This is a genomic window from Leptothrix mechoopdaensis (SeqCode) (assembly GCF_053893855.1).
This window is the reverse complement of sequence record NZ_CM132699.1, coordinates 1,864,571-1,885,088: the sequence shown is the minus strand read 5'-3', so window position 1 is coordinate 1,885,088 and position 20,518 is coordinate 1,864,571. Positions and strand designations below refer to the sequence as shown.

General features: G+C 72.0%; 15 protein-coding genes. 1 reads left to right on the top strand and 14 read right to left on the bottom strand.

The features are described 5' to 3' along the window. Nucleotides 1-31: 31 nt before the first annotated feature. Nucleotides 32-736 (bottom strand): CAP domain-containing protein, encoded by a 705-nt coding sequence (locus ACWA7K_RS08350; protein WP_456167469.1) that lies wholly within the window; start codon nt 734-736, stop codon nt 32-34. 215 nt (nt 737-951) lie between these two features. Here ACWA7K_RS08350 and ACWA7K_RS08345 point away from each other — a divergent pair, with 215 nt between their 5' ends. Then, nucleotides 952-1,836: a 23S rRNA (adenine(2030)-N(6))-methyltransferase RlmJ gene (locus tag ACWA7K_RS08345; protein ID WP_456167467.1), complete on the top strand. Its 885-nt coding sequence runs from the start codon at nt 952-954 to the stop codon at nt 1,834-1,836. 7 nt (nt 1,837-1,843) lie between these two features. Here the strand turns inward: ACWA7K_RS08345 and ACWA7K_RS08340 are convergent, their stop codons facing one another. The 13 genes from ACWA7K_RS08340 to ACWA7K_RS08280 form a co-directional block, all read right to left on the bottom strand. Continuing rightward, entirely contained in the window at nt 1,844-3,184 is a 1,341-nt protein-coding gene (locus ACWA7K_RS08340; RefSeq protein WP_456167465.1) for an aminoglycoside phosphotransferase family protein, read from the bottom strand. Then, the gene (locus tag ACWA7K_RS08335) at nt 3,181-3,804 is read right to left on the bottom strand and encodes a histidine phosphatase family protein (RefSeq protein WP_456167463.1); all 624 of its coding nucleotides are present in this window, start codon (nt 3,802-3,804) and stop codon (nt 3,181-3,183) included. The genes ACWA7K_RS08340 and ACWA7K_RS08335 overlap by 4 nt, the downstream gene beginning before the upstream one ends. Further along, on the bottom strand, nt 3,801-5,033 hold the full coding sequence (locus tag ACWA7K_RS08330; RefSeq protein WP_456167461.1) for a glycosyltransferase: 1,233 nt from the start codon (nt 5,031-5,033) through the stop codon (nt 3,801-3,803). Before ACWA7K_RS08330 ends, ACWA7K_RS08335 begins: the two co-directional genes overlap by 4 nt. A 2-nt stretch (nt 5,034-5,035) precedes the next feature. Beyond that, nucleotides 5,036-6,385 carry a phosphotransferase gene (locus ACWA7K_RS08325; RefSeq protein WP_456167459.1) on the bottom strand — a complete coding sequence of 450 codons (1,350 nt, stop codon included), beginning with the start codon at nt 6,383-6,385 and terminating at the stop codon, nt 5,036-5,038. Further along, nucleotides 6,370-8,235: an ABC transporter ATP-binding protein gene (locus ACWA7K_RS08320; RefSeq protein WP_456167457.1), complete on the bottom strand. Its 1,866-nt coding sequence runs from the start codon at nt 8,233-8,235 to the stop codon at nt 6,370-6,372. The genes ACWA7K_RS08325 and ACWA7K_RS08320 overlap by 16 nt, the downstream gene beginning before the upstream one ends. 20 nt (nt 8,236-8,255) lie before the next feature. Then, the gene (locus ACWA7K_RS08315; protein ID WP_456167455.1) at nt 8,256-9,404 is read right to left on the bottom strand and encodes a glycosyltransferase; all 1,149 of its coding nucleotides are present in this window, start codon (nt 9,402-9,404) and stop codon (nt 8,256-8,258) included. 4 nt (nt 9,405-9,408) lie between these two features. After that, nucleotides 9,409-10,422: an aminoglycoside phosphotransferase family protein gene (locus ACWA7K_RS08310; protein WP_456167453.1), complete on the bottom strand. Its 1,014-nt coding sequence runs from the start codon at nt 10,420-10,422 to the stop codon at nt 9,409-9,411. Continuing rightward, nucleotides 10,419-11,567 (bottom strand): glycosyltransferase, encoded by a 1,149-nt coding sequence (locus tag ACWA7K_RS08305; RefSeq protein ID WP_456167451.1) that lies wholly within the window; start codon nt 11,565-11,567, stop codon nt 10,419-10,421. The genes ACWA7K_RS08310 and ACWA7K_RS08305 overlap by 4 nt, the downstream gene beginning before the upstream one ends. Beyond that, nucleotides 11,567-13,621: a heparinase II/III domain-containing protein gene (locus tag ACWA7K_RS08300; RefSeq protein ID WP_456167449.1), complete on the bottom strand. Its 2,055-nt coding sequence runs from the start codon at nt 13,619-13,621 to the stop codon at nt 11,567-11,569. The genes ACWA7K_RS08305 and ACWA7K_RS08300 overlap by 1 nt, the downstream gene beginning before the upstream one ends. Before the next feature lie 3 nt (nt 13,622-13,624). After that, complete coding sequence (locus ACWA7K_RS08295) at nt 13,625-14,971, bottom strand: glycosyltransferase family protein (RefSeq protein WP_456167447.1); 1,347 nt, start codon at nt 14,969-14,971, stop codon at nt 13,625-13,627. A gap of 294 nt (nt 14,972-15,265) precedes the next feature. Beyond that, on the bottom strand, nt 15,266-16,840 hold the full coding sequence (locus ACWA7K_RS08290) for a sigma-54-dependent transcriptional regulator (protein WP_456167445.1): 1,575 nt from the start codon (nt 16,838-16,840) through the stop codon (nt 15,266-15,268). A gap of 50 nt (nt 16,841-16,890) precedes the next feature. Then, nucleotides 16,891-18,264 (bottom strand): sensor histidine kinase, encoded by a 1,374-nt coding sequence (locus ACWA7K_RS08285; RefSeq protein ID WP_456167443.1) that lies wholly within the window; start codon nt 18,262-18,264, stop codon nt 16,891-16,893. Nucleotides 18,265-18,610: 346 nt separating this feature from the next. Next, nucleotides 18,611-20,350 (bottom strand): PQQ-dependent methanol/ethanol family dehydrogenase, encoded by a 1,740-nt coding sequence (locus tag ACWA7K_RS08280; protein ID WP_456167441.1) that lies wholly within the window; start codon nt 20,348-20,350, stop codon nt 18,611-18,613. Nucleotides 20,351-20,518 lie beyond the last annotated feature (168 nt).

The following is a 20,518-nucleotide window of genomic DNA, read 5'->3' as shown; positions in this document are numbered from 1 at the left end:
GGCGTCGCCACCGGCCCGTCTGGCCCGAGGCTCAGCGCAGCGGCGCGGCCAACACCAGCGTCCAGTAGCGCACGCCGAAGCGGTTGGCGACACAGGCCAGCCCGATCTCGCGCATGCGCGGCGCCATCAGGTTGGCGCAGTGGTCGTCGCTGGCGGTCCACAGGTCGAGCACGGCGGCCACGTCCAGCGCCGTCCGACCGCTCGCCGAGGTCCGGCCCCGGGCGATGTTCTCGGCCGTCGTCGAATAGGCGTAGCCCGCTGCCGTCACCCGTGCGGCGGGCGAGCTGCCGTCCAGGCCGACGTGGTCGAAGTAGGCGTGGTCGGCCATCTCCAGCGTGTGGGCGCGTGCGGCCTCGTACAGCACGGCGTTCCAGGTGACGGCGCTGGCGGCGGCGAAGCTGCCGCGGCTGCCGCAGCTGCGGGCATGGGATCGCAGCAGCGACAGGCGGGTCTCGATCTCGCTGACCATCGCCGCCTGACCGCAGTTCGCCTCGCCGACCGGCTGCACCGCCTCGCCGACGAAGGCCTGGGCGGCGGTGCCCGGGTCGCTGGCCGGATCACCGCCATTGCCACCACCACCCCCGCCACCGCAGGCGGCCAGCAGCACGCTCAGGCCGAGGCTCAGCCCGGCCGCCCATCTGGCGGACGAGTTCCGGCCGACCCGGCGATTCGGCCGGATCAGGCACGGGCAAGGCGGGCCGTCACGGGACGGCGATGGAGCGGGCGTGAGCGTCATGGCGGCGGGCCGTCTCGCGCCGGTGTGCGGCGGATCGGCATCCCTGTCGTGTGTTCGGAGAAGGCGCAGGAGCGAGCTGCGTCGACCGACTCGACAATACGGCTTCGGTTGCCCACGCGGAATGGGCACCGTGCGCATTTCTTTCATTTCAGGCCGATTCGTCGTGGTCGGCGCCACGTTCACCGTAGAAGTCCCGAGTCCAACCGAATCACCTGATGCTTGCCTACCGCCACGCCTTCCACGCCGGCAACCACGCCGACGTTCTCAAGCACCTCGTGCTGGTGCAGGTCCTGCGCCACATGGCCCTGAAGGACAAGCCGTACCGGCTGGTCGACACCCATGCGGGCGGCGGCGGTTATGCGCTCGACAGCGTCCAGGCGCAGAAGAAGGGCGAGTACCTGCAGGGCATCGCGCGGCTGTGGGACGCCGCCGACGGCGACGACACGCCCGACGCCGTGACCGACTACCTCGACCTCGTCCGGGCCTTCAACACCCGCCTGAACACCGATCCCGATGCGAAGCCGGCCAACCTGCCGCTGCGCCACTACCCGGGCTCGCCGGCCATCGCGCAGGCGCTGCTGCGGCCGATGGACCAGCTGCGGCTGTTCGAGCTGCACCCGACCGAACACGCCATCCTGGCCGACCACCTCGGCGGCGCGCGCGGCGTGCAGATCGCCCAGGTCGACGGCTTCGAGGCGCTGAAGGGCCAGCTGCCGCCGCCGTCACGGCGCGGGGTCGTGCTGATGGATCCGTCCTACGAGCTGGTGTCGGACTACGGCAAGGTGGTCGACAGCCTGCGCGATGCGCTCAAGCGCTTTGCCGAAGGCGTCTACGTGGTCTGGTACCCGCAGGTCAGCCGGGTCGAGGCCAGCCAGCTGCCGCGCCGCCTGCAGGCGCTGGCGCCGAAGGGCTGGCTGCATGCGCGCATCAGCGTGCAGCAGCCCGATGCGCAGGGCTTCGGGCTGATCGGCAGCGGCATGTTCATCCTGAACCCGCCCTACACGCTGCACGCCACGCTGGCGGCCTGCCTGCCGTGGCTGGTCGACCGGCTGGCGCAGCACCCGCACGCCAGCTACCTGCTCGACCAGCACGTGGTCTGAGGCCGCGTCAGTCCAGCGCCGCCGCAACCGCCTCGGCCTGTTCCAGCAACGCGGTCGCCAGCCGCGTCAGCCCGGGCGCGTGGTGACGCACGCAGGTCTTGACCTGGCGGGACAGCAGCATCGTCGCGACATGCCAGTGGTAGCGCGGCAGCAGCTGCGGGTCGGCGCCGGCATCCAGGCAGGTCTGCGGCCAGGCGGTCAGCGGCCCGGCCAGGTCGTGCGCCCGGCCCGGGTCGACGAGGCCGATCAGCATCAGGCGGGTCGACAGCATCGCCAGGTCCCAGGCCGGGTCGCCCACCCGCAGGCTGTCCAGGTCGATGAAGGCGATGCGGCCGTCCGCCCCGCGCAGCAGGTTGCCGGTGTGCAGGTCGCCATGCAGCAACGCGGCCGGTGCGGGTCGCCGCGACGCCAGCCGCACCGCCTGCCGACCCAGCCGGTCGGCCAGCGCGCGTGATCGGTCGGCCAGGCCGGGCAAGGTGGCCTCGATGCGCCGCATCACCTTGCGGTCGAGCTGGGCGTGGGCCTCGGCGATGCCGAAACGGGGCAGGCGCTCCAGGCCGTCCAGCGGCTGGCGGTGCAGCGCGACCAGCGCCGTCGCCGCCTGCTGCAGCACGCGCGTCCAGCCGTCACGCGCTGCGGCTTCTTCCAGGCGCTCGCCGGGCAGGAAACGTTCCCAGCGCAGCGCGATCGTGCCCGGCTCCGGATGGGGGCTGCGCGGTGCCTCGGCCAGCGGCTCGGCCATGACCCAGCGCCGCGACGGCGAGTGCCAGAGCCGCTGCAAGGTCGTCGCGTCGGCCATGCCGGTGCGCTGCGCCTTCATGACCCAGCCGGGCTCGACCGGCCCGGCGCGCCAGCGCAGTGCCAGCCGCTCGGCGGGCGAGTAGGACAGCAGCTCGGCGCGCAACGGCGCAGCGGACGGCCAGGCCGCCGCCTGTCCGGGCGGCAGGACCGACCGGATCTGCGCCGGCGACAGCCAGTCGGCCAGTGGCAGACCGCCCGGGTCGTCCGGCCAGCACCAGGCCCATGCCCGGGCCGGCGCCAGCCAGCGACCGGAACCGCAGGCCCGTACGGCGGTGGAGTCGGCGTCGGTGCCTGCCGCAGCAGCCGGCTCGAACCGCAGCGTGACACGCTCGTCGCCCGCGCCTTCCAGCCGGTAGACGACCTGCAGCTGCCGGCCGGGCAGGTGGTGCACGTTGTCGACCTCGGCGCGGACCGGCGCGCGGCCGAGCGCCCGGGCGAGTCCGCCATCGAGCCAGGCCGAGCCGAAACACCAGCGCCGCTGCGGGAAGTCGGCCGGTGCCGGCGCGTCCGGATCGTCGCCGTCGCGGTGCTGCCAGGGGATGTTCACGTGCCGATGTCCACGGGTTCTCGCCGTTGCGCATTCAGCCTGACGCGCACCGGCACCACCGCCACCGAGCCGTTCCCCGGCTTGTAGTCGCGCGTGGCCAGCATCTCGCGCAGCGTCAGCCCGCGCAGTCGACCCAGCAGCACCCGCAGGCTCCAGAAGTGCGCCACGACGACGGCGGTGTCGCCCGCCGCCAGCGTGGGCAGCAGCAGCGGCAGCAGCCCGGCGACCCGTCGCTCGACGTCGGCCAGGCTCTCGCCGCCGGGCATCGGCACGTCGACATGGTGATGGCGCAGGCGCAGCGGCTCGCCTGCCTTGCGGCGGCCGGTGTGTTCGCCGTAGTCGATCTCGCGCAGCGCGTCGTGGGTCTGCAGCACCAGCCCGTCGCGGCCGGCCTGGATGGCCCGGGCCGTCGCGCAGGCCCGCTGCAGCGTGCTGGCGTGCAAGGCGGCGAGCGGCCGGTCGCGCAGCAGCTCGGCCGCGTGACGGGCCTGGGCCTCGCCGACCGCATCGAGCGGCAGGTCGAGCCAGCCGACATGGCATTGGCCGTTGCCGGCCGTGCGGCCGTGTCGCACCAGGATCAGGGTGCCGGGGCGCGGCGACGATACCGGCGGCGCATTCATGCCGGGGCGCCCTGCAGCAGCCGCGCGTACAGCGCATCGAGCTGGTCGGCGCTGCGCTGCCAGCCGAAGGTCGCGGCACGGGCGGGCCCGGCTGCGCCCCTGGCGGCGCGCCGCACCGGGTCGCGCAACAGCGTGTCGATCGCTGCGGCCAGCGCCTCGATGTCCTCGGTTGGCACCAGGTCGGCCGGGCCGTCCGGACCGTCGCCGACCACCTCGGGGATCGCACCGGCGCGGCTGGCGACGATCGGCGTGGCGCAGGCCATCGCCTCGACCAGCATCAGCCCGTAGCCCTCCCAGCGCGACGGCGCGACCAGCAGGTCGATGGCCTGGTACAGCGTCGGCATGTCCTGCAGGTGTCCCGTCAGCAGGACCCGATCGGCCGGCAGGCTCAGCTCATGAGCCAGTGCCAGCAGCATGTCGCGCGTGGCCGTGTCATCGCTCGATCCGACCAGCAGCCAGCAGGCCTGCGGATGATCCTGGCGCAGCCGGGCGGCGGCGCGCAGCAGCAGGTCCTGGCCCTTCTGGCGGCACAGGCGACCGACCAGCGCGATCCAGGGCCGGCTGGCCAGCATCGGGTCGTCGGGCTGCAGGCGCGCAGCCAGACGCTGCCGCGCCGCCAGACGGGCGCCCGCGCCGTCGGCCGGCCGGAAGCGTGTGCCGTCGACGCCGTTGGGCACCACCAGGACCTGGCCGGCGGCGAGCCCGAGGCGGTCCTCGACATGGCCGGCGACCGCCGCCGAGCAGGCCAGCAAGGCGGCGCTGCGGGCGGCCAGCTGGCGGTCCAGCGGCAGGCTGCCGTCGGCCTGCCACTTGTTGTCGTACTGGTTGTGATAGTGGGCGACCAGCGGCAGACCGGCCGGCCCGAGCGCGGCGGCCTGCAGCCGGGCCTGCAGGTTGGGCTTGTAGGAATGGGTGTGCAGCAGGGCGATGCGGTGCCGTTGCAGCCAGTCGCCGAAGGCACCCTGGCGGGCGAACGCGCCGTCGCCCGCCGCGCTGCCGCTGACGCGGATGCCGGCAGCCTCGAAACGGGCCAGCCGCTCGGCCCGGGCCTCGGCGGCCTGCCCGCTGTGATCGGCGCTGTCGGCCGGCGGGCTCATCACGTACAGGTGCCGCTCCCAGCGGTCGGCCGGCAGCCGGGTCAGCAGTTGCCAGGCGGCCTCGGGCACGCCACCGAGTCCGGCGGTGTTGAGCACATGGCCGATCGGCACCCGGCCGGAACGTGGTGCCACGCTCAGACCCACGCCTGCACCCCTGCCAGCACCCGCGCCAAGGCCAGGGCCCGGTCCAGACGACGCGCGTAGGCGACCGGTTCGAGCGTGTCCTTCTTCAGCGCCAGGCCGAGGTAGTAGATCTCCGCGCAGAGCCGGTGCCAGCGCAGCCGCCGCTCGTCGTGCCGGATCTGCTCGGCGCTGCTGGCGTTGCTGGCGTTGCTGGCGCGGGCTTGCGCGCGTGCAGCCAGGCAGGCCTGCGCCAGCGCCTCGTGGTCGAGAAGTCGCTCACGGGATGCATCAGCGGCGAGGGCCGGCACGTCGTGTGTCAGCGACGCCAGCAGGATCGCCAGATCGCGCAGCGGGTCGCCGCGATGCGCCAGGTCGAAATCGGTGATCGACCAGACCGAGCCCTCGTCCGGCGCGCCGTGTCCGGGGTCCGTCGTCTCGGGCACCAGGAACTGCGAACAGACGAAATCGCCGTGGCAGAAGCCGGTTCGGGCGTCGATGTCGCCGGAGCCGGCATCGGGCAGGCGCTCGACGCCCTCGGCCAGCAGGGCCAGCGGCTCGGCCAGGTCCGGGCGCATCCAGGCGATCCAGGCCAGATCGGTGCGGGCCTGGGTTTGCCAGTGCGCGTTGCTGCGCAAGGCCAGCGTCGGCACGTCCAGCTGCTGCAGATGCGCATGACGCCGGGCGATGCCCGCCAGCCAGCCGGCCGCGTTGGCGGGCGTGACCCGGTCGGCCAGGTCGTCGCCGGCCAGGCAGGTCTGGAAATACAGCGCCCGCTGCGGGTTCAGCGCGACCGGGGCCGAGACCCGGTAGCCACACGCCTGCGCGCCGCCCGGCTGGCGCTGCACGGCCTCGTCGATCAGCCCGAGCAGGCCGTAGGCCTGGGCATAGCGCGAGCGGCGCTTGAACTTGCCGATGCCGACGCGGCCGTCGGCATGGCGCAGCCGGAAGGTCAGGCGCCGCAGCGGCACGTAGCGCAGGATCTGCAGCGTTGCGCCGTCGGGCATCGCCGCCAGCCAGCCGGCCATCTCCGACAGGTAGGGGTCGTGCGGCAGGCGCAGCCAGTCGATGCGCGGTGCGCCCGGCGTGCGCAGGTCGGCGCTCAAGGTGTAGGCGGCCAGTCCGAAGGCGACGCCGGGGTCGCGTTGTTGGATCGACCAGTAGGCGCGCTCCAGCGTCCAGCGGCCGTCGGGCTGGCGCACGCCCTTGAGCTCGGCCTGGATCCGCGCGCCGACCGGTGCCGCCGGTCCGAGCCGGATCGCCTCGCGCAGCGCCTGCACCTGGGCGGCCCAGGGGTGCCGGTCGTCGACCACGGCGTAAGGGCGGCGCGCCACGGTGTCGTCGCCTGTCACGCTGACCGCCATCTCGCGCCCTCCTGCACGGCGGCGCCGAACAGCCGGCGGTAGGCGCCTTCGCGGCCGATCAGCTCGTCGTGCCGGCCCTGCTGGACGATGCGGCCGTCCTGCAGCACGACGATCAGGTCGGCGTCCAGCACGCTGTGCAGCTGGTGGGCGATGACGATGCTGGTGCGCCCGGCATGGGCCGAGGCGATGGCCGCCCGCACCTGCCGCTCGGAGGTCGCGTCCAGCGCCGAGGTCGGCTCGTCCAGCAGCAGGATCGGCGGATCCTTGATCAGCGCGCGCGCCAGGCACAGGCGCTGGCGCTGGCCGCCCGACAGCGTCGCGCCGCCCGGTCCCAGCACATGTTCGTAGCCGCCGGGCAGGCCGGTGATGAAGTCGTGCGCCTGGGCCAGCCGGGCGGCGGCCTCGATCTGCGCGTCGCTGGCGTCGTCGCGGCCGTAGGCGATGTTGTCGCGCACGCGGCTGCCCGACAGCAGGTTGTCCTGCAGCACCATGCCGATCTGCTCGCGCAGCGATCGGCGCTTCCAGCGCCGCAGGTCCGTGCCGTCGATGCAGACGCGGCCGGCGTGCGGCTCGACCAGTCGCACCAGCAGGCGGGCCAGCGTCGACTTGCCCGCGCCCGACGGCCCGACGATCGCCACCCGCGTGCCGGCGGGGATGTGCAGGTCGATGTCGTGCAGCACGGTGCGGCCCTCGTGGCGCACGCTGACATGGTCGAAGCGGATGTCGCCGCGCAGCGCAGGGGCCTCGACGGCATCGGGTGCGTCGCGGCCTTCGGGCTGCAGCGCCAGGATCTCCTCGATGCGCTCGATCGACGCACGGGCCTTGGCCATGCGCGCGGCCAGCTTGGAAATCTGCTTGACCGGCTTGAACATCGCCGTCACATAGGCCATGCAGACCAGCAGGCTGCCCGGCGACAGCTCGCCGCGCAACGTCAGCCAGCCGCCGGCGGCGAGGATCAGCGCGGTCGCGGCGGCGGTGACCAGCTCGATCATCCGGCCGGCCGCCGCCTCGGCCCGGCTGGTGCGCAGGCTCTCGTCGGTGGCGCGGCGGCTCGCGTCGTCGAAGCGGTCGCGCTCGTGCTGCTCGCGGCCGTAGGCCTGCACCAGGCTGACCGACTGCAGCATCTCGCCGACCCGGTGCGCCAGCTGGCCTTCGTTGGAGCGCTGTCGCCGCGCACTCGCGGTGATCCGGCGCAGGCGCTGCAGCAGCATCAGCAGCAGCGGCGGAAAGGTCAGCGTGGCCAGCGCGCCCAGCCGCAGGTCCAGCGCCAGCAGCAGCACCAGCATGCCCAGCACCGTCAGCGCATGGGTCGTGAAGACCAGCACCGAGTCGCTGCAGACATCGCGCAGCGTGGTCGTGTCGGCGGTGATCTTGCTCATCAGCTCACCGCTGCGGGCGCGGCTGTGGAAGGACAGCGGCAGCTGCTGGACATGGTCGAACAGCGTGCTGCGCAGGTGGTGAACGATGCGGAAGCCGATGCGCTGCATCTGCATCTGCTGGACGAAGCCGCAGACCGCGCCGACCAGCGCGATGACCACCAGCGCGGCACACAGCAGGCCGATCGCGCCCATCGGATCGCCCGCCAGCCAGGGGGCGACCAGGCCATCGAGGCTGGCCTGGCCCGCGGTCGACGGCGCCCGTCCGACGCCCGGCAGCAGCACCAGGTCGAAGGCGAGCTTGAGCGGCCAAGGCGCGGCCAGCGCCGCCAGCGTCGAGCCGAACATGCACAGCGCCGCGATCGCGATCGGGCCGCGCACCTGCCGCAACTGCGCCAGCACGAGGTCGCGGAACGGGTGGCGCACCGGCGGCGGCAAGTCGACTGGCGGATCGACGGGGAGGGTGGTGTTCAAGGTGGAGTTCACGGCGGACATCACGAGCCCTGTGTCGCCGGCACCCGGCCGGACTCGGCCGCGAAGAGCCGGCGCAGCCGGGCGGCGTTGTGGTGGATGTCGAAGTCGCGTTCGATCCGCGCGCGGGCCTGTCGCGCCAGCCGCTCACGCAGCGTCGCATCGGCCAGCAGCCGATCCAGCGCGTCGGCCAGCGCCGCCGGGTCGCGCTGCGGCACCTGCAGGCCGCTGTCGCCGTCGTGGAGGACCTCGGGGATGCCGGTGACGTCGGTCGACACGCAGGGGCAGCCCAGCGCCATCGCCTCCAGCAGCACGGTCGGCAGGCCGTCGCGGTCACCGTCGGCGCCGACCACGCAGGGCGCGGCAAAAGCGGCGGCGCGCTGCATCCAGTGCTGGACCTCGGCCGGGCTGACGGCGCCCAGCAGCCGGACCTGGCCGTTCAGGTCGAGCGCGGCGATCTGGCGTGCCAGCGTCTCCATCAGCGGCCCGCCACCGGCGATCACGCAACGGAAACGCCGGCCGCGCGTGCGCAGCAGCGCGCAGGCGGCGACCAGGTCAGCGAACCCCTTCTTCTCGATCAGGCGCCCGACCGCCAGGATCAGCGGCTCGCGGGCGGCTTCGAGCGGACCGGTCTGCAGACTGAAGCGGCGCAGGTCCAGCCCGTTGTAGATGCGCACGACCTGCTCGGGCGCCAGGCGGTAGCGGGCGATCAGGTGCTGGCGGTTGAAGTCGCTGACGGTCACCACCCGGCGCGCCGCGTGCAGCCGCAACGCCAGCGCGTCATGGTCCAGCCCGTCCAGGAAGATGTCGCGGGCGTGGGCGGTGAACGAATAGCCGATCCCCGCCTGCTCGGCGGCACGCCGCGCGACCTCGGCCGCGCTGTTGCCGAAATGGGCGTGCAGGTGCGTGATGCCCAGCGAGCGGACCCGGCCGGCCAGCTCGTCGGCCTGGGCCGCCAGCAGGGCCTCGCCGCGCTGTCCGGCGGCGTGTTCGCCGAGGCGATGGACGGGCGCGCGGACCGCGCTGACATCGGCCTGCGCGTCCTCCGGCTTCGGCGGGCGCAAGGTCTCGATGCGCAGGCTCTGGCCGGCCGCCTCGTGGGCCAGGATCTCGTTGACGATGAAGGTCTGCGACAGGCGCGGGTAGGTCTTCAGGACGTAGGCAAGGCTCATGTCATCACTCCGGGAGGCCGTCGGCGCGGTCGGTCGCCAGCGCCTGTTGCGCGGCCGTCAGTTCGGTCTGGATGCGGGCGGGCTCGGCGCCCAGGCGGTGCGACTTGCAGGCCCGCCGCAGGTGGTGGAAGGCCCGCCAGACCGGCAGGCGCTCGCGCAGTGCGTCGATCCGGCTGGCGCCATAGCCGTGGCACAGCGCGTCGGCCGCCTGCGGCTGGCCGGGCCAGCGGCTGTCGAGGTGGATCAGCAGGTTGGCGAGGTCCAGCGCCGGGTCGGCAGCGCCGGCCAGGTCCCAGTCGATCAGGTCGACGCCTTGCGGCGAAAAGAACAGCTGGCGCGGGTGGACGTCGCGGTGCGCCAGCGTGGCCGGCGCGGCGCTGCGGCAGGCCTCGAAGCGGCGGGCGATGTCGGCCTGGACCGTGCGCACCCGCGCGGCCAGCGCCGGCAGGCTGGCCGCCAGCGTGTCGGGCTGCGGCCGCATCAGCGCCTCGACCTGGTCCTGCAGCCGCTCGCCACCGCGTTCGGCCAGGCCCAGAACGGCGGCTGGCGTGCGATGCAGGCGGGCCAGCGCCGCGCCGGTCTGTTCCAGCGCCTCCAGCAGCCGGGGGCCCGCCGGCAGCTCGCTGAGCAGCGTGCCGCGCGCGGGCGCCTGCAGCAGGCAGCGGCCGTCCCGGTCGACCCCGAGCGGTTGCGGGATGCGCAGCGGATGGGCCGCGTCCTGCGTCGCCAGCACGTGGCGCAGCCGGTGCAGCCGGGCGTGCTGGGCGCTGGCGCCCCGGTCCGGGTAGACCTTGGCATAGACCTTGATCACGACCTGGCCGTCGGCGTTGCGCTCGCCGAAGCCGAACACCGAACTGCCCGAGGCGACGCCGCCGACCTCGACCGGCGTGTTGCGCGGGTCGCCCAGCGGGTCGAGCGGACCGACCAGCTCGCGCACCGCCCGGCAGGCGATCTCGCGCGGGCTGGCCGGCTCGCCGTCGACCGGCGGGCGTTCGGGCGGCATCCGGGTCGCGTTCATGCGGCGCTCGCGTGGGCAGGCAGTCGCGTCAGCGCCAGGGCGTGCAGCAGCCGGGCGGCGGCCTCGTTGCCACGCCGGGGCGGTGGCAGCCGGGCGGCGCAGGCACGCATCGTCGCCAGCCGCTGCGGATCGTCCAGCAGGGCCTGCACGGCCTGCGCCAGCCGGTCGCCGGCGTCCGGGTCGGTCACGTCGATCACCTGGGCCCGGCCGGCGTCGGCCAGCACCTGCACGCGGCCGTGCTGGTCGTCCTTGCCGCGGGTGGACGGCAGGAACAGCGCCGGCGTGCGGGTGTCGAGGATCTCGTTGACGGTGTTGTAGCCACCCTCGCCGATCACCAGGTCCGACAGCGCCAGCAGGCTGACCAGCTCCGGCTCGGAGGCGATCACCCGCAGACCGGGCAGCGGCTCGACCGTGCCGGCGTAGTTCGGCCCCTGGATCAGCAGATGAGCCACCGGCCGGCCGTGAGCGGCCAGCGCGTCGAACGCCGGCTGCAGGCGCTGATGGGCGGTGCGCACGACCTCGAAGAAGCGGTCGGCCTGGGCCGCGAAGCCGCCGCCGCCGACCGTGCTGGTCAGCACGAAGGCGTCGTCGGCCAGGCCCAGCCGCTGGCGCAGCGCCTGCTGCGCGGCCGCGCTGGTGCTGCGCCGGATCGTGCCGACGCAGTGCGTGCGGTCGGCCAGCGCCTCGGGCACCGGGCCGTAGTCGGCGGCCTCGTGCGGCACGATGAATCGACCGATGCGCGCCATCAGCGGGTGGGCGTGCAGCGCGCGCTGTTCCTCGGGCAGGCACTCGCGCATCACGAAGGCCAGCGCGGCGCGTTCGCTCCCGACCTCGTCCGGCTCGGGCAGCATCGTGTCGAAGACGATCACGTCCGGGTCGAGCCGCTCGACCGTGGCGCGCCAGCCGCGCTGCGGATGGGCCGGATCGGCCGGGTCCTCGACCGTCAGGCCCAGGTCGTCCGGCCAGAAGCCGGCCCCGGGCGGCGTGCGCAGGTGGAAGTCGATGCGGGCCTGCGGGCAGATCTGGCGCAGCGCGGCGGCGATGTTGAGGCCGCGCATCATGTGCCCGAGCCCGCGCCGGTTGCGGACCTGGAACAGCAGGCGCGGTGCGCGGTCCGGGGTCGAGAGGTCGTCGAGGCGCTTCATCACGATTCCAGGTGGGAGCCGGGATGCCGCAGCAGCGGCCGGCCCGGTTCGAGCCGCAGGTCCAGGTCGGCGGCGGCGTCGCCGATGACGAGGTGGTCCGGCGCCGACGCCGCGTCGCGCAGACATTGGTGCAGCAGCCGGGCATGGCCCGTGCCGCATGCCGGCGCGACGGCACCGATCGACAAGGGCTGCGCGCCGCAGGCCAGCACGGTCTGCTCGACCCAGGCGCCGTGCCGGTCGTGGCCGTGGACGCGGACATGGACCGTGTCGTCGTCACCGAGCCCGGCCTCCAGCCGATCGACCGCCAGGTCGTCGGTCGCGGCGGCCAGCACGCTGACGACGACGGCGCGGCGCCGCAAGGGGCCGGCCAGACGCAGGACCGGGGCCGGCGCCTTGATGCCGTAGTGCCGGCTGACCCAGCCGTGTTGCAGCGCGGGCGCCTGCCATTCGGCCGCCTCGGCCAGGCCGGTCAGGTGCAGGCGCCAGCCGGGTGCGGCAGCCGTCCAGCCGGCCGTGCCGGCAAGGGCCGGCGACAGCGTGACGCCGTCCAGCCACGGCGCGGCGAAGTGGAAGTGCAGGGCGGCCTGATGTGGCTGGCCGTCGTCTGCGGTGACGTGGTCGACCAGCAGCAGCCGCCGGCGTTGTGCATGCAGCACGAGCCGGCTGTGGCGCGGCGTGTACTCGTGACTCAGCGCGGTCGCGCAGGCCCAGTCGCTGCGCCGGCCGGTCATGACGCGGCGGTCGACCGCCCGCACGGCCGGGCCGTGCTTGCCGACATGGCGGCTGCGGTCCAGCCGCTCCAGGCCGGCGGCCGGCTGGCGGGCCTTCGACAGGTAGCGGGTCTGGTCGCGGCCGTCGATCTCGACCGTGTTGTGCGCCGCCGTGCGCTTGAAGGCGTGGCGCCAGTCGATGCCGTCGGCGTCCGGTTCCGGGTGGTAGGTGTAGCGACCGGGATCGACCAGCACCTGGCGGCCGCCGATGCTGCAGCAGACGTTGAACAGGTCGTAGTGGGCATGGCTGCCGGCGCCGAGTTCGCCAAAGTCGGCGAACAGGTGCTGGCCGCTGCCCGCCTCGCCCCGGCTGAACAGGTAGCCGGCCTGGCCGAACCAGGCCGACCGTTCGTCGGCCGGCAGGCCGTGGCGGCGTGCGCCGATGGCCAGCAGGCGGCGGTGCTCACCCGAGTCGGCGTCGTTCATCAGCGGCATGTCGCCATCGGGCAGCTGCAGCCAGGCCGAGTGGCGCAGCGCCGCGGCCAGGCGCTGTTCGAGTGCCGCCGGCAAGGTCGCACCGATCGCATCGGCGGTCAGCGCGTGAGCCATCGCCGCTTCCAGCGTGATCTGGTGGTAGTGGCTCGACAGCTCGACGTGGACGCCGTCCAGCCCGAAGTCGTCCAGCAGGTTGGCGCACAGCAGCGCCTGGCTGCGGGCGCGCCAGTCGGCGCTGTGGCCGTCGGCCGGCAAGGCGACCGCGACCAGCCAGACGGCCAGCAGCTGGAAGGTGCGGTGGTTGCGCGACGGCCGCAGGTGCGCGAACACGTGCGCGGCCTCGTCGCGCAGGCGCTGGTGGACCCGCTCGACCAGGCCGGGATGGCGCTGCTCGAAGCGATCGAGCGCGCCGTCCTGCTGCAGCATCGCCAGCGTCAGCAGCCAGTGCTCGATGCGCTTGGCCTCGACCTGGGCGTCGCTGCTGCGCAGTTCGCCGGTGCCCATCGTGTCGAGCCAGCCGGACAGCAGCTCGGCGCAGGTCTGCAGCCAGCGTGGATCGCGGTCGGCCGCCCAGCACAGCGCCAGGTCGACCAGCACCGGCATCTTGTGGTGCTCGATCAGCCATTCATGATCCGGGCTCGGGTTGTGGCGCCAGTCGATCGGTCGGGCCAGCGCATGGCGCACGCCGATGGCGCGGAACACGCCGCGCAGCACGTCGTCGGCCCGCGCGCGGCGCTCCGGCGTCAGCTCGGGACGTGCCAGCGACAGCCAGGCGTCGACCACCTCGGGCTGCAGACGCGGGGCGGCCAGGGCAGGGGCCAGGTCAAGGTCAACGTCAAGGTCGGGCATCGCTCACCACGCGTAGGCCGGGCCACCGCCCAGGCGGCTGCGCGCGAAGCCGCGGGTCAGCGCCTGCAGTGCCGTGTCCAGCGCCAGCGCCTCGGAGCTGGCGACACGTTCCTCGTCGGCCAGGGCCTCGCCGGTCAGGCCGTGGGGCAGCCGGGTCGCGCCGGTCTGCGCGATCAGCTCGGCGCAGGCGCGTTCGACGCCGGCCAGCCCGCGCATCTCGAAGCGCGCCAGCAGCTGCGTCGCCGGCCGCGAGAACTGCCGCGTGATGGCCCGCAGCAGCGTTTCCTCGTCGAGCTGATCCGGGTGGATGGCGCTGAACAGCCCGGCGCGCTGCATCCGGTCGGCGCGCACCGCCTGTTCGAGCGACGGCTCGGTGCGCGGCACGACGACCGCCGGCTTGCGCAGCGTCAGCAGCTCGCAGATCGTGTTGTAGCCGCCCATGCAGACGACCACGTCGGCCGTGTTCATGCAGCCCAGCATGTCGGCGGTGAACTCGCGCAGCACGACATCGGGCAGCGTGTCGGCCTGGCGCCGCAGCGCATGGCGCAGGTCGGCCGGCATCTCGGGGCCGGTGATCAGCAGGCTGCGCCACGGCAGCGCCTCGCCGGTCGCGGCGGCGCTGGCGATCAGGTCCAGGTGGGTCTTGAGCAGCCGGTGACCATCGGCACCGCCACCGGCGGTCACCAGCACCAGCGGCACGTCCATCGGCAGGCCCAGGTCGGCGCGGACCCGCTCGCCAGGGCCGTGAGCGCCGGGTCGCGCCAGGAAGCCGCAGTGCTGCACCTTGGCGGCCGACGCGGGCGGGAAGTCGTACTCGCGCACGACATCGAACACCTGCGCTTCACCGACCACCAGGATCGCGTCGACATGGCGCTCGATCGCCTCGTGGTAGCGGCCCTGCTGCCATTGGCGCCGGGTGCGGGCGGGCTCGTCGAGGATGTCGCGCAGCAGCAGGGCGACACGCGGCGCGCGCGGTCCGCAGCGCAGCGCCTCCAGCATCGGTTCGAGCTCGTCGTCGATGCCCAGCGGCTTCTTGTCGATCAGGATCAGGTCGGGCGCGAAGTCCAGCGCGGCCATCAGGATCATGTTGGCGCGCATGCGGATCGTCGCGGCGTAGTCCAGCGCCAGCGTCTTGACGCCCGATGCGCCGCTCTCGTTGCGGCCGACGCACGGCAGCTTGATGTAGTCGACCCGTTCCGGGATCCGGAAGGCCTGGATCATCGGCGAGCCCGTGACCACCAGCACCGACAGTTCCGGGTCGTGGTCGACCAGGTGCCGGGTGATCTCCAGCATGCGGCGGATGTTGCCCAGACCGTAGGTGTCGTGGGAGTAGACCAGGATGCGTTTCATGCGCGGACTCCGGCGTTTCGGGCTTCGAGCGGACTCGAATAATGGGATGTGATCCCATCCGAATTTGCAGGAGTCGTGCCAGCCTTGAAACGATTGCAGGCCGTAACCGCCCTGTATCCAAAAATATCCAACAAATTCAACGACTTGGAAACGTACGTTTCATCAAGTCGTCAAGAATGCGCCGCTCCGAGCGTGTCGCATCGAACAAAAGATTGGGGAATTGACGCACCCACCGCCGCAGACCCCCAGTTGGGGGTCATGGGCAAACGGTCGACAGGAACGCTGCTGGTGCGCTCAGAGGGCGTCGGCGGGCCCGCGTGGTGCGAAGCTCATCCGGCGTTGCAGACCGTGCTTTTCCAGCCGGTAGCGCAGCGCGTCGCGGGTCAGGTTGAGCGCCTGCGCGGTGCGCGAGACGTTCCAGTGGCAACGTTCCAGCGCGGCCACCAGGGCCTCCCGTTCGGCCGCCACGGCCGGGTCGACCGGCGCGCTGCTGGTCGAGCCGCTGCCCGACAGGCCACCGAAGCCGGAGGAGCCGAAGCCCGAGCCCCCGAAGCCGGAATGGCCCAGCCCGCCGAAGTCGCTCGACTGGAAGCCGTTGCCGGCCCGGCTGGACGTCAGGCCGCGCTCCATCACCGGCATGGCGTTGGTCAGCGGCTGGCGAACGGGGCTCATGCTGACCAGCGCGAGGTGCTGTTCCTCGATCGGGCCGTTGCCGCACATCAGCAGCGCCTGTTCCAGCACGTTGCGCAGCTCGCGGACGTTGCCCGGCCAGCTGTGCGCCAGCATGCGCCGCTGCGCGCCGGTGCTGATCACGGGGGTCGCGCGGCCGTAGCGGGCCGCCAGCTCGGCCAGGAAATGCTCGGCCAACAGCAGCGGGTCGCGCTCGCGGTCGCGCAGCGGTGCGATCACCATGCGCACGACGCAGAGCCGGAAGTAGAGGTCGGCGCGGAAGCGGCCTTCCTGCACCAGCGTCTCCAGCGGCCGATGGGTCGCGGCGATCACGCGCACGTCCACGCTCAGCTCGCGCAGGCCGCCGACCCGGCGCATCGTGCGTTCTTCGAGCAGCTTGAGCAGCTTGGCCTGCAGGCCCAGATCCATGTCGCCGATCTCGTCGAGGAACAGCGTGCCGCCCTCGGCGGTCTCGACCAGGCCGAGCTTGCGTTCGTTGGCGCCGGTGAAGGCACCGCGTTCGTGGCCGAACAGCTCGGACTCCAGCAGCTGGGCCGGCAGCGCCGCGCAGTTCAGCTCGACGAAAGGCTTCTCGTGGCGCCGGCCGCTGAAGTGCAGGGTGCGCGCGACGACTTCCTTGCCCGTGCCCGTCTCGCCCAGGATCAGCACCGCCGGCGGGGTCGACTGGCCCGTCTGGCTCATGTGCGCCTCGGCATCGAGCAGCTGCTGCAGCGTGGCGCGCAGCTGGCGGATCGCCGTCGATTCGCCGACCAGGCCGTGGCGCGGCAGCGATTCGTTGTCGCGCGAGGTCAGGTAGTCCAGGTTGCGGGCCCGGCGGGCGTCGTCCATCGCCTTGTCGAGCACCAGCTTGAGCTTGCCCAGCGAGACCGGCTTGGTCAGGAACTCGCAGGCGCCGAGCTTCATCGCCTCGACCGCCATCTCGACGTTGCCGTGGCCGGTGATCATCACCACCGGCAACGCCGGGGCCATCTCCTGCAGCCGGCGCAGGCCCTCCAGGCCGTCCATGCCGGGCAGGTTGAAGTCCAGCACGACGGCATCGGGCTTGAAGCGGTCCATCAGCGCCAGACCTTCCTCGGCGGTTTCGGCGTGACGGACCTCGAAGTCGTGGTGTTCCAGGTAGAGACCGATGTTCTTGGCCAGGATGGCCTCGTCCTCGATCAGCAGGATGGCGTTGCGCATGTGGTTCTCCCGGAAGCAGTCGGTCGTTGTGGTCCTGGGGCGCGCGGCCTTCAGCCGTGCGCGGGCATGCACAGGTGGACGGCGGTGCCGTGACCTGGCGCGCTTTCGATGTCGAGCGAGCCGCCAAGCCGTTCGATGACCCGGCGTGCCAGCGCGAGGCCGACACCCAGGCCACGCGGCTTGGTCGTGAAGAAGGGTTGGCCGACGCAGCGCAGCTGGGCCGGGGTCATGCCGGGGCCGTCGTCGCTGACGGTGACGGTGACACGCCGGCTGGCCTCGTCGAGGCGGGCCTGCACACGGATCCGGCCACCCTGGGTGCAGGCCTCCTGCGCGTTGGACAGCAGGCTGCGCAGCACCTGGCCGATCAGCAGCGCGTTGCCGCGCACGGCGGGCAGGTGATCGGGCACGGTGGTCTCGACGCTGATGCCGCGACGCGCCAGCTCGCGCCGGGTCTCGGCCAGGCAGGTCTGGATCAGCGGCGGCAGGTCCACCGGGACATGTTCGGCGTGCATCGGCCGGGCATAGGACAGCAGCTCGTTGACCCAGTGCTCCAGCCGGTCGCATTCGGCGATGACGTCGGCCACGGCTTGGCTGGCCAGCAGCGGCGGGCCGTCCTGGATCAGCTCGGCCGAGCTGCGGATCGAGGCCAGCGGGTTGCGGATGCCGTGCGCCACCGCCGTGCTCATCTCGCCGATGACGGCCATCTTCTCCTGGTCCAGCAACTGCTCGCGCTGGCGCTGCATGGTCCGGTCGGCGCGCCGGATCAGGCCGAACAGCGCCAGGAAGATCAGCGCGGTGCTGATCGCGCCGCCGACCACGATGAAGGTGTGCAGCTCGTTCAGGGCGTCCTGCAGCGCCTGCGGTCGCTTGTAGAACTCGATCGCGCCGACGACGCTGCCATCGCTCGGGTCGACCACCGGCACGTAGGTCTCCATGAAGATGCCGGACTCCAGGTGCGGGGCGGTGCGCTCCTCGACGCCGTGTTCGATGAAGTCGTCGTCGCGCTGGACCCGAACCTCGCCGCGCAGCGCGGCCTCGAGGTTGGGGTTCAGGCGGTACTGGCGGCCGATCAGCCGCTCGTCGCTGGACCAGATCACCTCGCGGTGGCGGTTGTAGGCGTTGGCCCGCAGCACGTCGGGCATCGCCGCCAGATGGGTCAGCGCGGTGCGGACCTCCTGGCTCGGCTCGCGGTCCGAGCCGGCGATGAACATCACCATCGGCCGCTCGACCCGCATCAGGCTGTCGACGAATTCGGACGTCAGCGCCGCCTGCTGGCGCATCAGCCGTTCGGAGAAGAACCAGTTCAGCAGCATCGCCAGCGCGAGCGCGATGGCCGACAACGACACCAGCGCCACGACCGAGAACCAGCGGGTCAGGCTGAAGGTGCCGGGCGAGCGTGGCTTGAGCGTGGTCAGGAAGGGCATGTCGGGAACGATTGAACTGGGATTTGTTCCCAAATGTATCAAGCACGTTCCATGCCGGAAATGATGTCTCGTTCCCGATTCAGGTCGGTATCCCGTCACTACCCAGGGGGAAATCGGATGGGTGTCTTCTGACGCGGCCGTCGTGGTCGATCGGTCAGCGGTCGTTGGGGCAAGGAGGGTGGGGCATTTCACGCCATGTTGATCAGAAGCCCCAACTGGGTCACCACCACGTTCGCAGCGTCCGCACCCCCAAACGACAACGGCGACCCTCGCGGGTCGCCGTTGTCCGGATCTCGCGGACCCCGCAGCGTGCGGGGTCCGGCGTCAGGTCCCGGGGTTCAGGCCATCACTTGGCCAGCTTGAACACCCAGACCGAGCCGCCCTGCTCCAGGTAGTTGACCTTCTTGGCCACGTCGCCACCCCACAGCGGGACGGCGCCGCCCCAGCCGGAGGCCACCGCGACGTACTGCTCGCCGCCTTCGCTCCAGGTCACCGGCGGGGCCACGACGCCCGAACCGGTCTGGAACTTCCAGACGATCTTGCCGGTCTTGGCGTCAGCCGCCTGCAGGAAGCCTTCCGGGGTGCCCCAGAACACCAGGTTGCCGCCGGTGGTCAGAACGCCACCCCACAGCGGGGCGTTGTTCGGCGCTTCCCAGACGATCTTGCCGCTCTTCGGGTCGATCGCGCGCATCGCGCCGATGGGGCCGTCGCCCAGCGTCTTGATGGTGAAGCCGGCGCCCAGGTAGGCGGCACCCTTCTTGTAGGTGATCGGCTCGTTCCAGATCTCCATGCCCCATTCGTTGGCCGGCACGTAGAACAGCTTCGTGTCGGGCGAGTAGGCCATCGGCATCTGGTTCTTGCCACCCAGGAAGGACGGCGCGGCGAAGACCGTGTTGCCCTTCTTGCCGTCGGCGCCGGCGACCGGGTCACCCGGGCGGTTTTCCGGCACGTAGTTCGGGCGGCCCGTCTTCAGGTCGATGCCGGTGGCCCAGGTGATCTTCTTGACGAAGGGGAAGGCGTTCTCGAGCTTGCCGTTCTTCGCGTCGATGACGTAGAAGAAGCCGTTGCGGTCAGCCTTGCCGCCGAGGATCTTGCCGCCGTCGTTGTAGGTGACGAACTCGTTGACGCCGTCGAAGTCCCAGCCGTCGTTCGGCGTGGTCTGGTAGTGCCAGACGATCTTGCCGGTCTTCACGTCGATGGCGACGGTCGAGCAGCTGAAGAGGTTGTCACCCTTGCGCAGGTGGCTGTTCCACGGAGCCGGGTTGCCGGTGCCGAAGTAGGCCAGGCCGGTGCGGGCGTCGTAGGTGCCACCCAGCCAGGTGGCGGCGCCGCCGGTCTTCCACAGGTCACCCGGCCAGCTCTGGCCGGTCGTGCCGGAGATACCGTTTTCCTTCTTGTTGCCGTCCTTGTCGTACGTGTAGCCCATGTGGCCTTCGACGGTCGGACGGGTCCAGACCAGCGCGCCGGTCTTCGGGTCACGGGCCTCGACGCGGCCGGTGATGCCGAATTCGCCGCCGGACACGCCGGTCAGCAGCAGGCCGTTGGCGATCAGCGGGGCGGCCGAGGCCGAGTAGCCGGCGGCGTAGTCGTCGATCTTTTCCTTCCAGACGACTTCACCGGTGTCCTGGTTCAGAGCGACCAGCTGGGCGTCCAGCGTGGCGAAGATCACCAGGTTGTCGTACAGGGCGGCGCCGCGGTTGATCACGTCGCAGCAGGGCATGATGCCGTCGGGCAGGCGGTGCTCGTACTTCCACAGCTTGGCGCCGGTCTTGGCGTCGAGCGCGAAGATGCGCGAGTAGGAGGCCGTCACGAACATCTTGCCGTTGTGGATCACCGGCTGCGATTCCTGGCCGCGCTGCTTCTCGCCACCGAACGAGAACGACCACACCGGCACGAGCTTGTTGATCGTGGACGGGTTGATCTGCTTGAGCGGCGAGTAGCGCTGGCCTTGCGTGCCCATGCCCCACGACAGCACGTCACCCGTGCTGGCCGCGTCGTTCTCGATCATCTTGTCGGTCACCGCCGCGTGGGCGGCCAGGGTCGACAGGGAAGCTGCAACCAGCAGGCTCAGCAAGCTTTTCTTCATGGAAACGTCTCCTCGGCGAGGTGTGTCAAGGCGGCTGGAACGAGGCCGCCCGGGAACCTTCCAAGGGCAACAAGCGTGCCAATGCACAAAAGCCGATTCGGCGCACTTCCAGCCGATTTCAACCCGTCAAACGTCCGGGTTAGTCCGAGTCGGGTGTGCCAGCCTTGA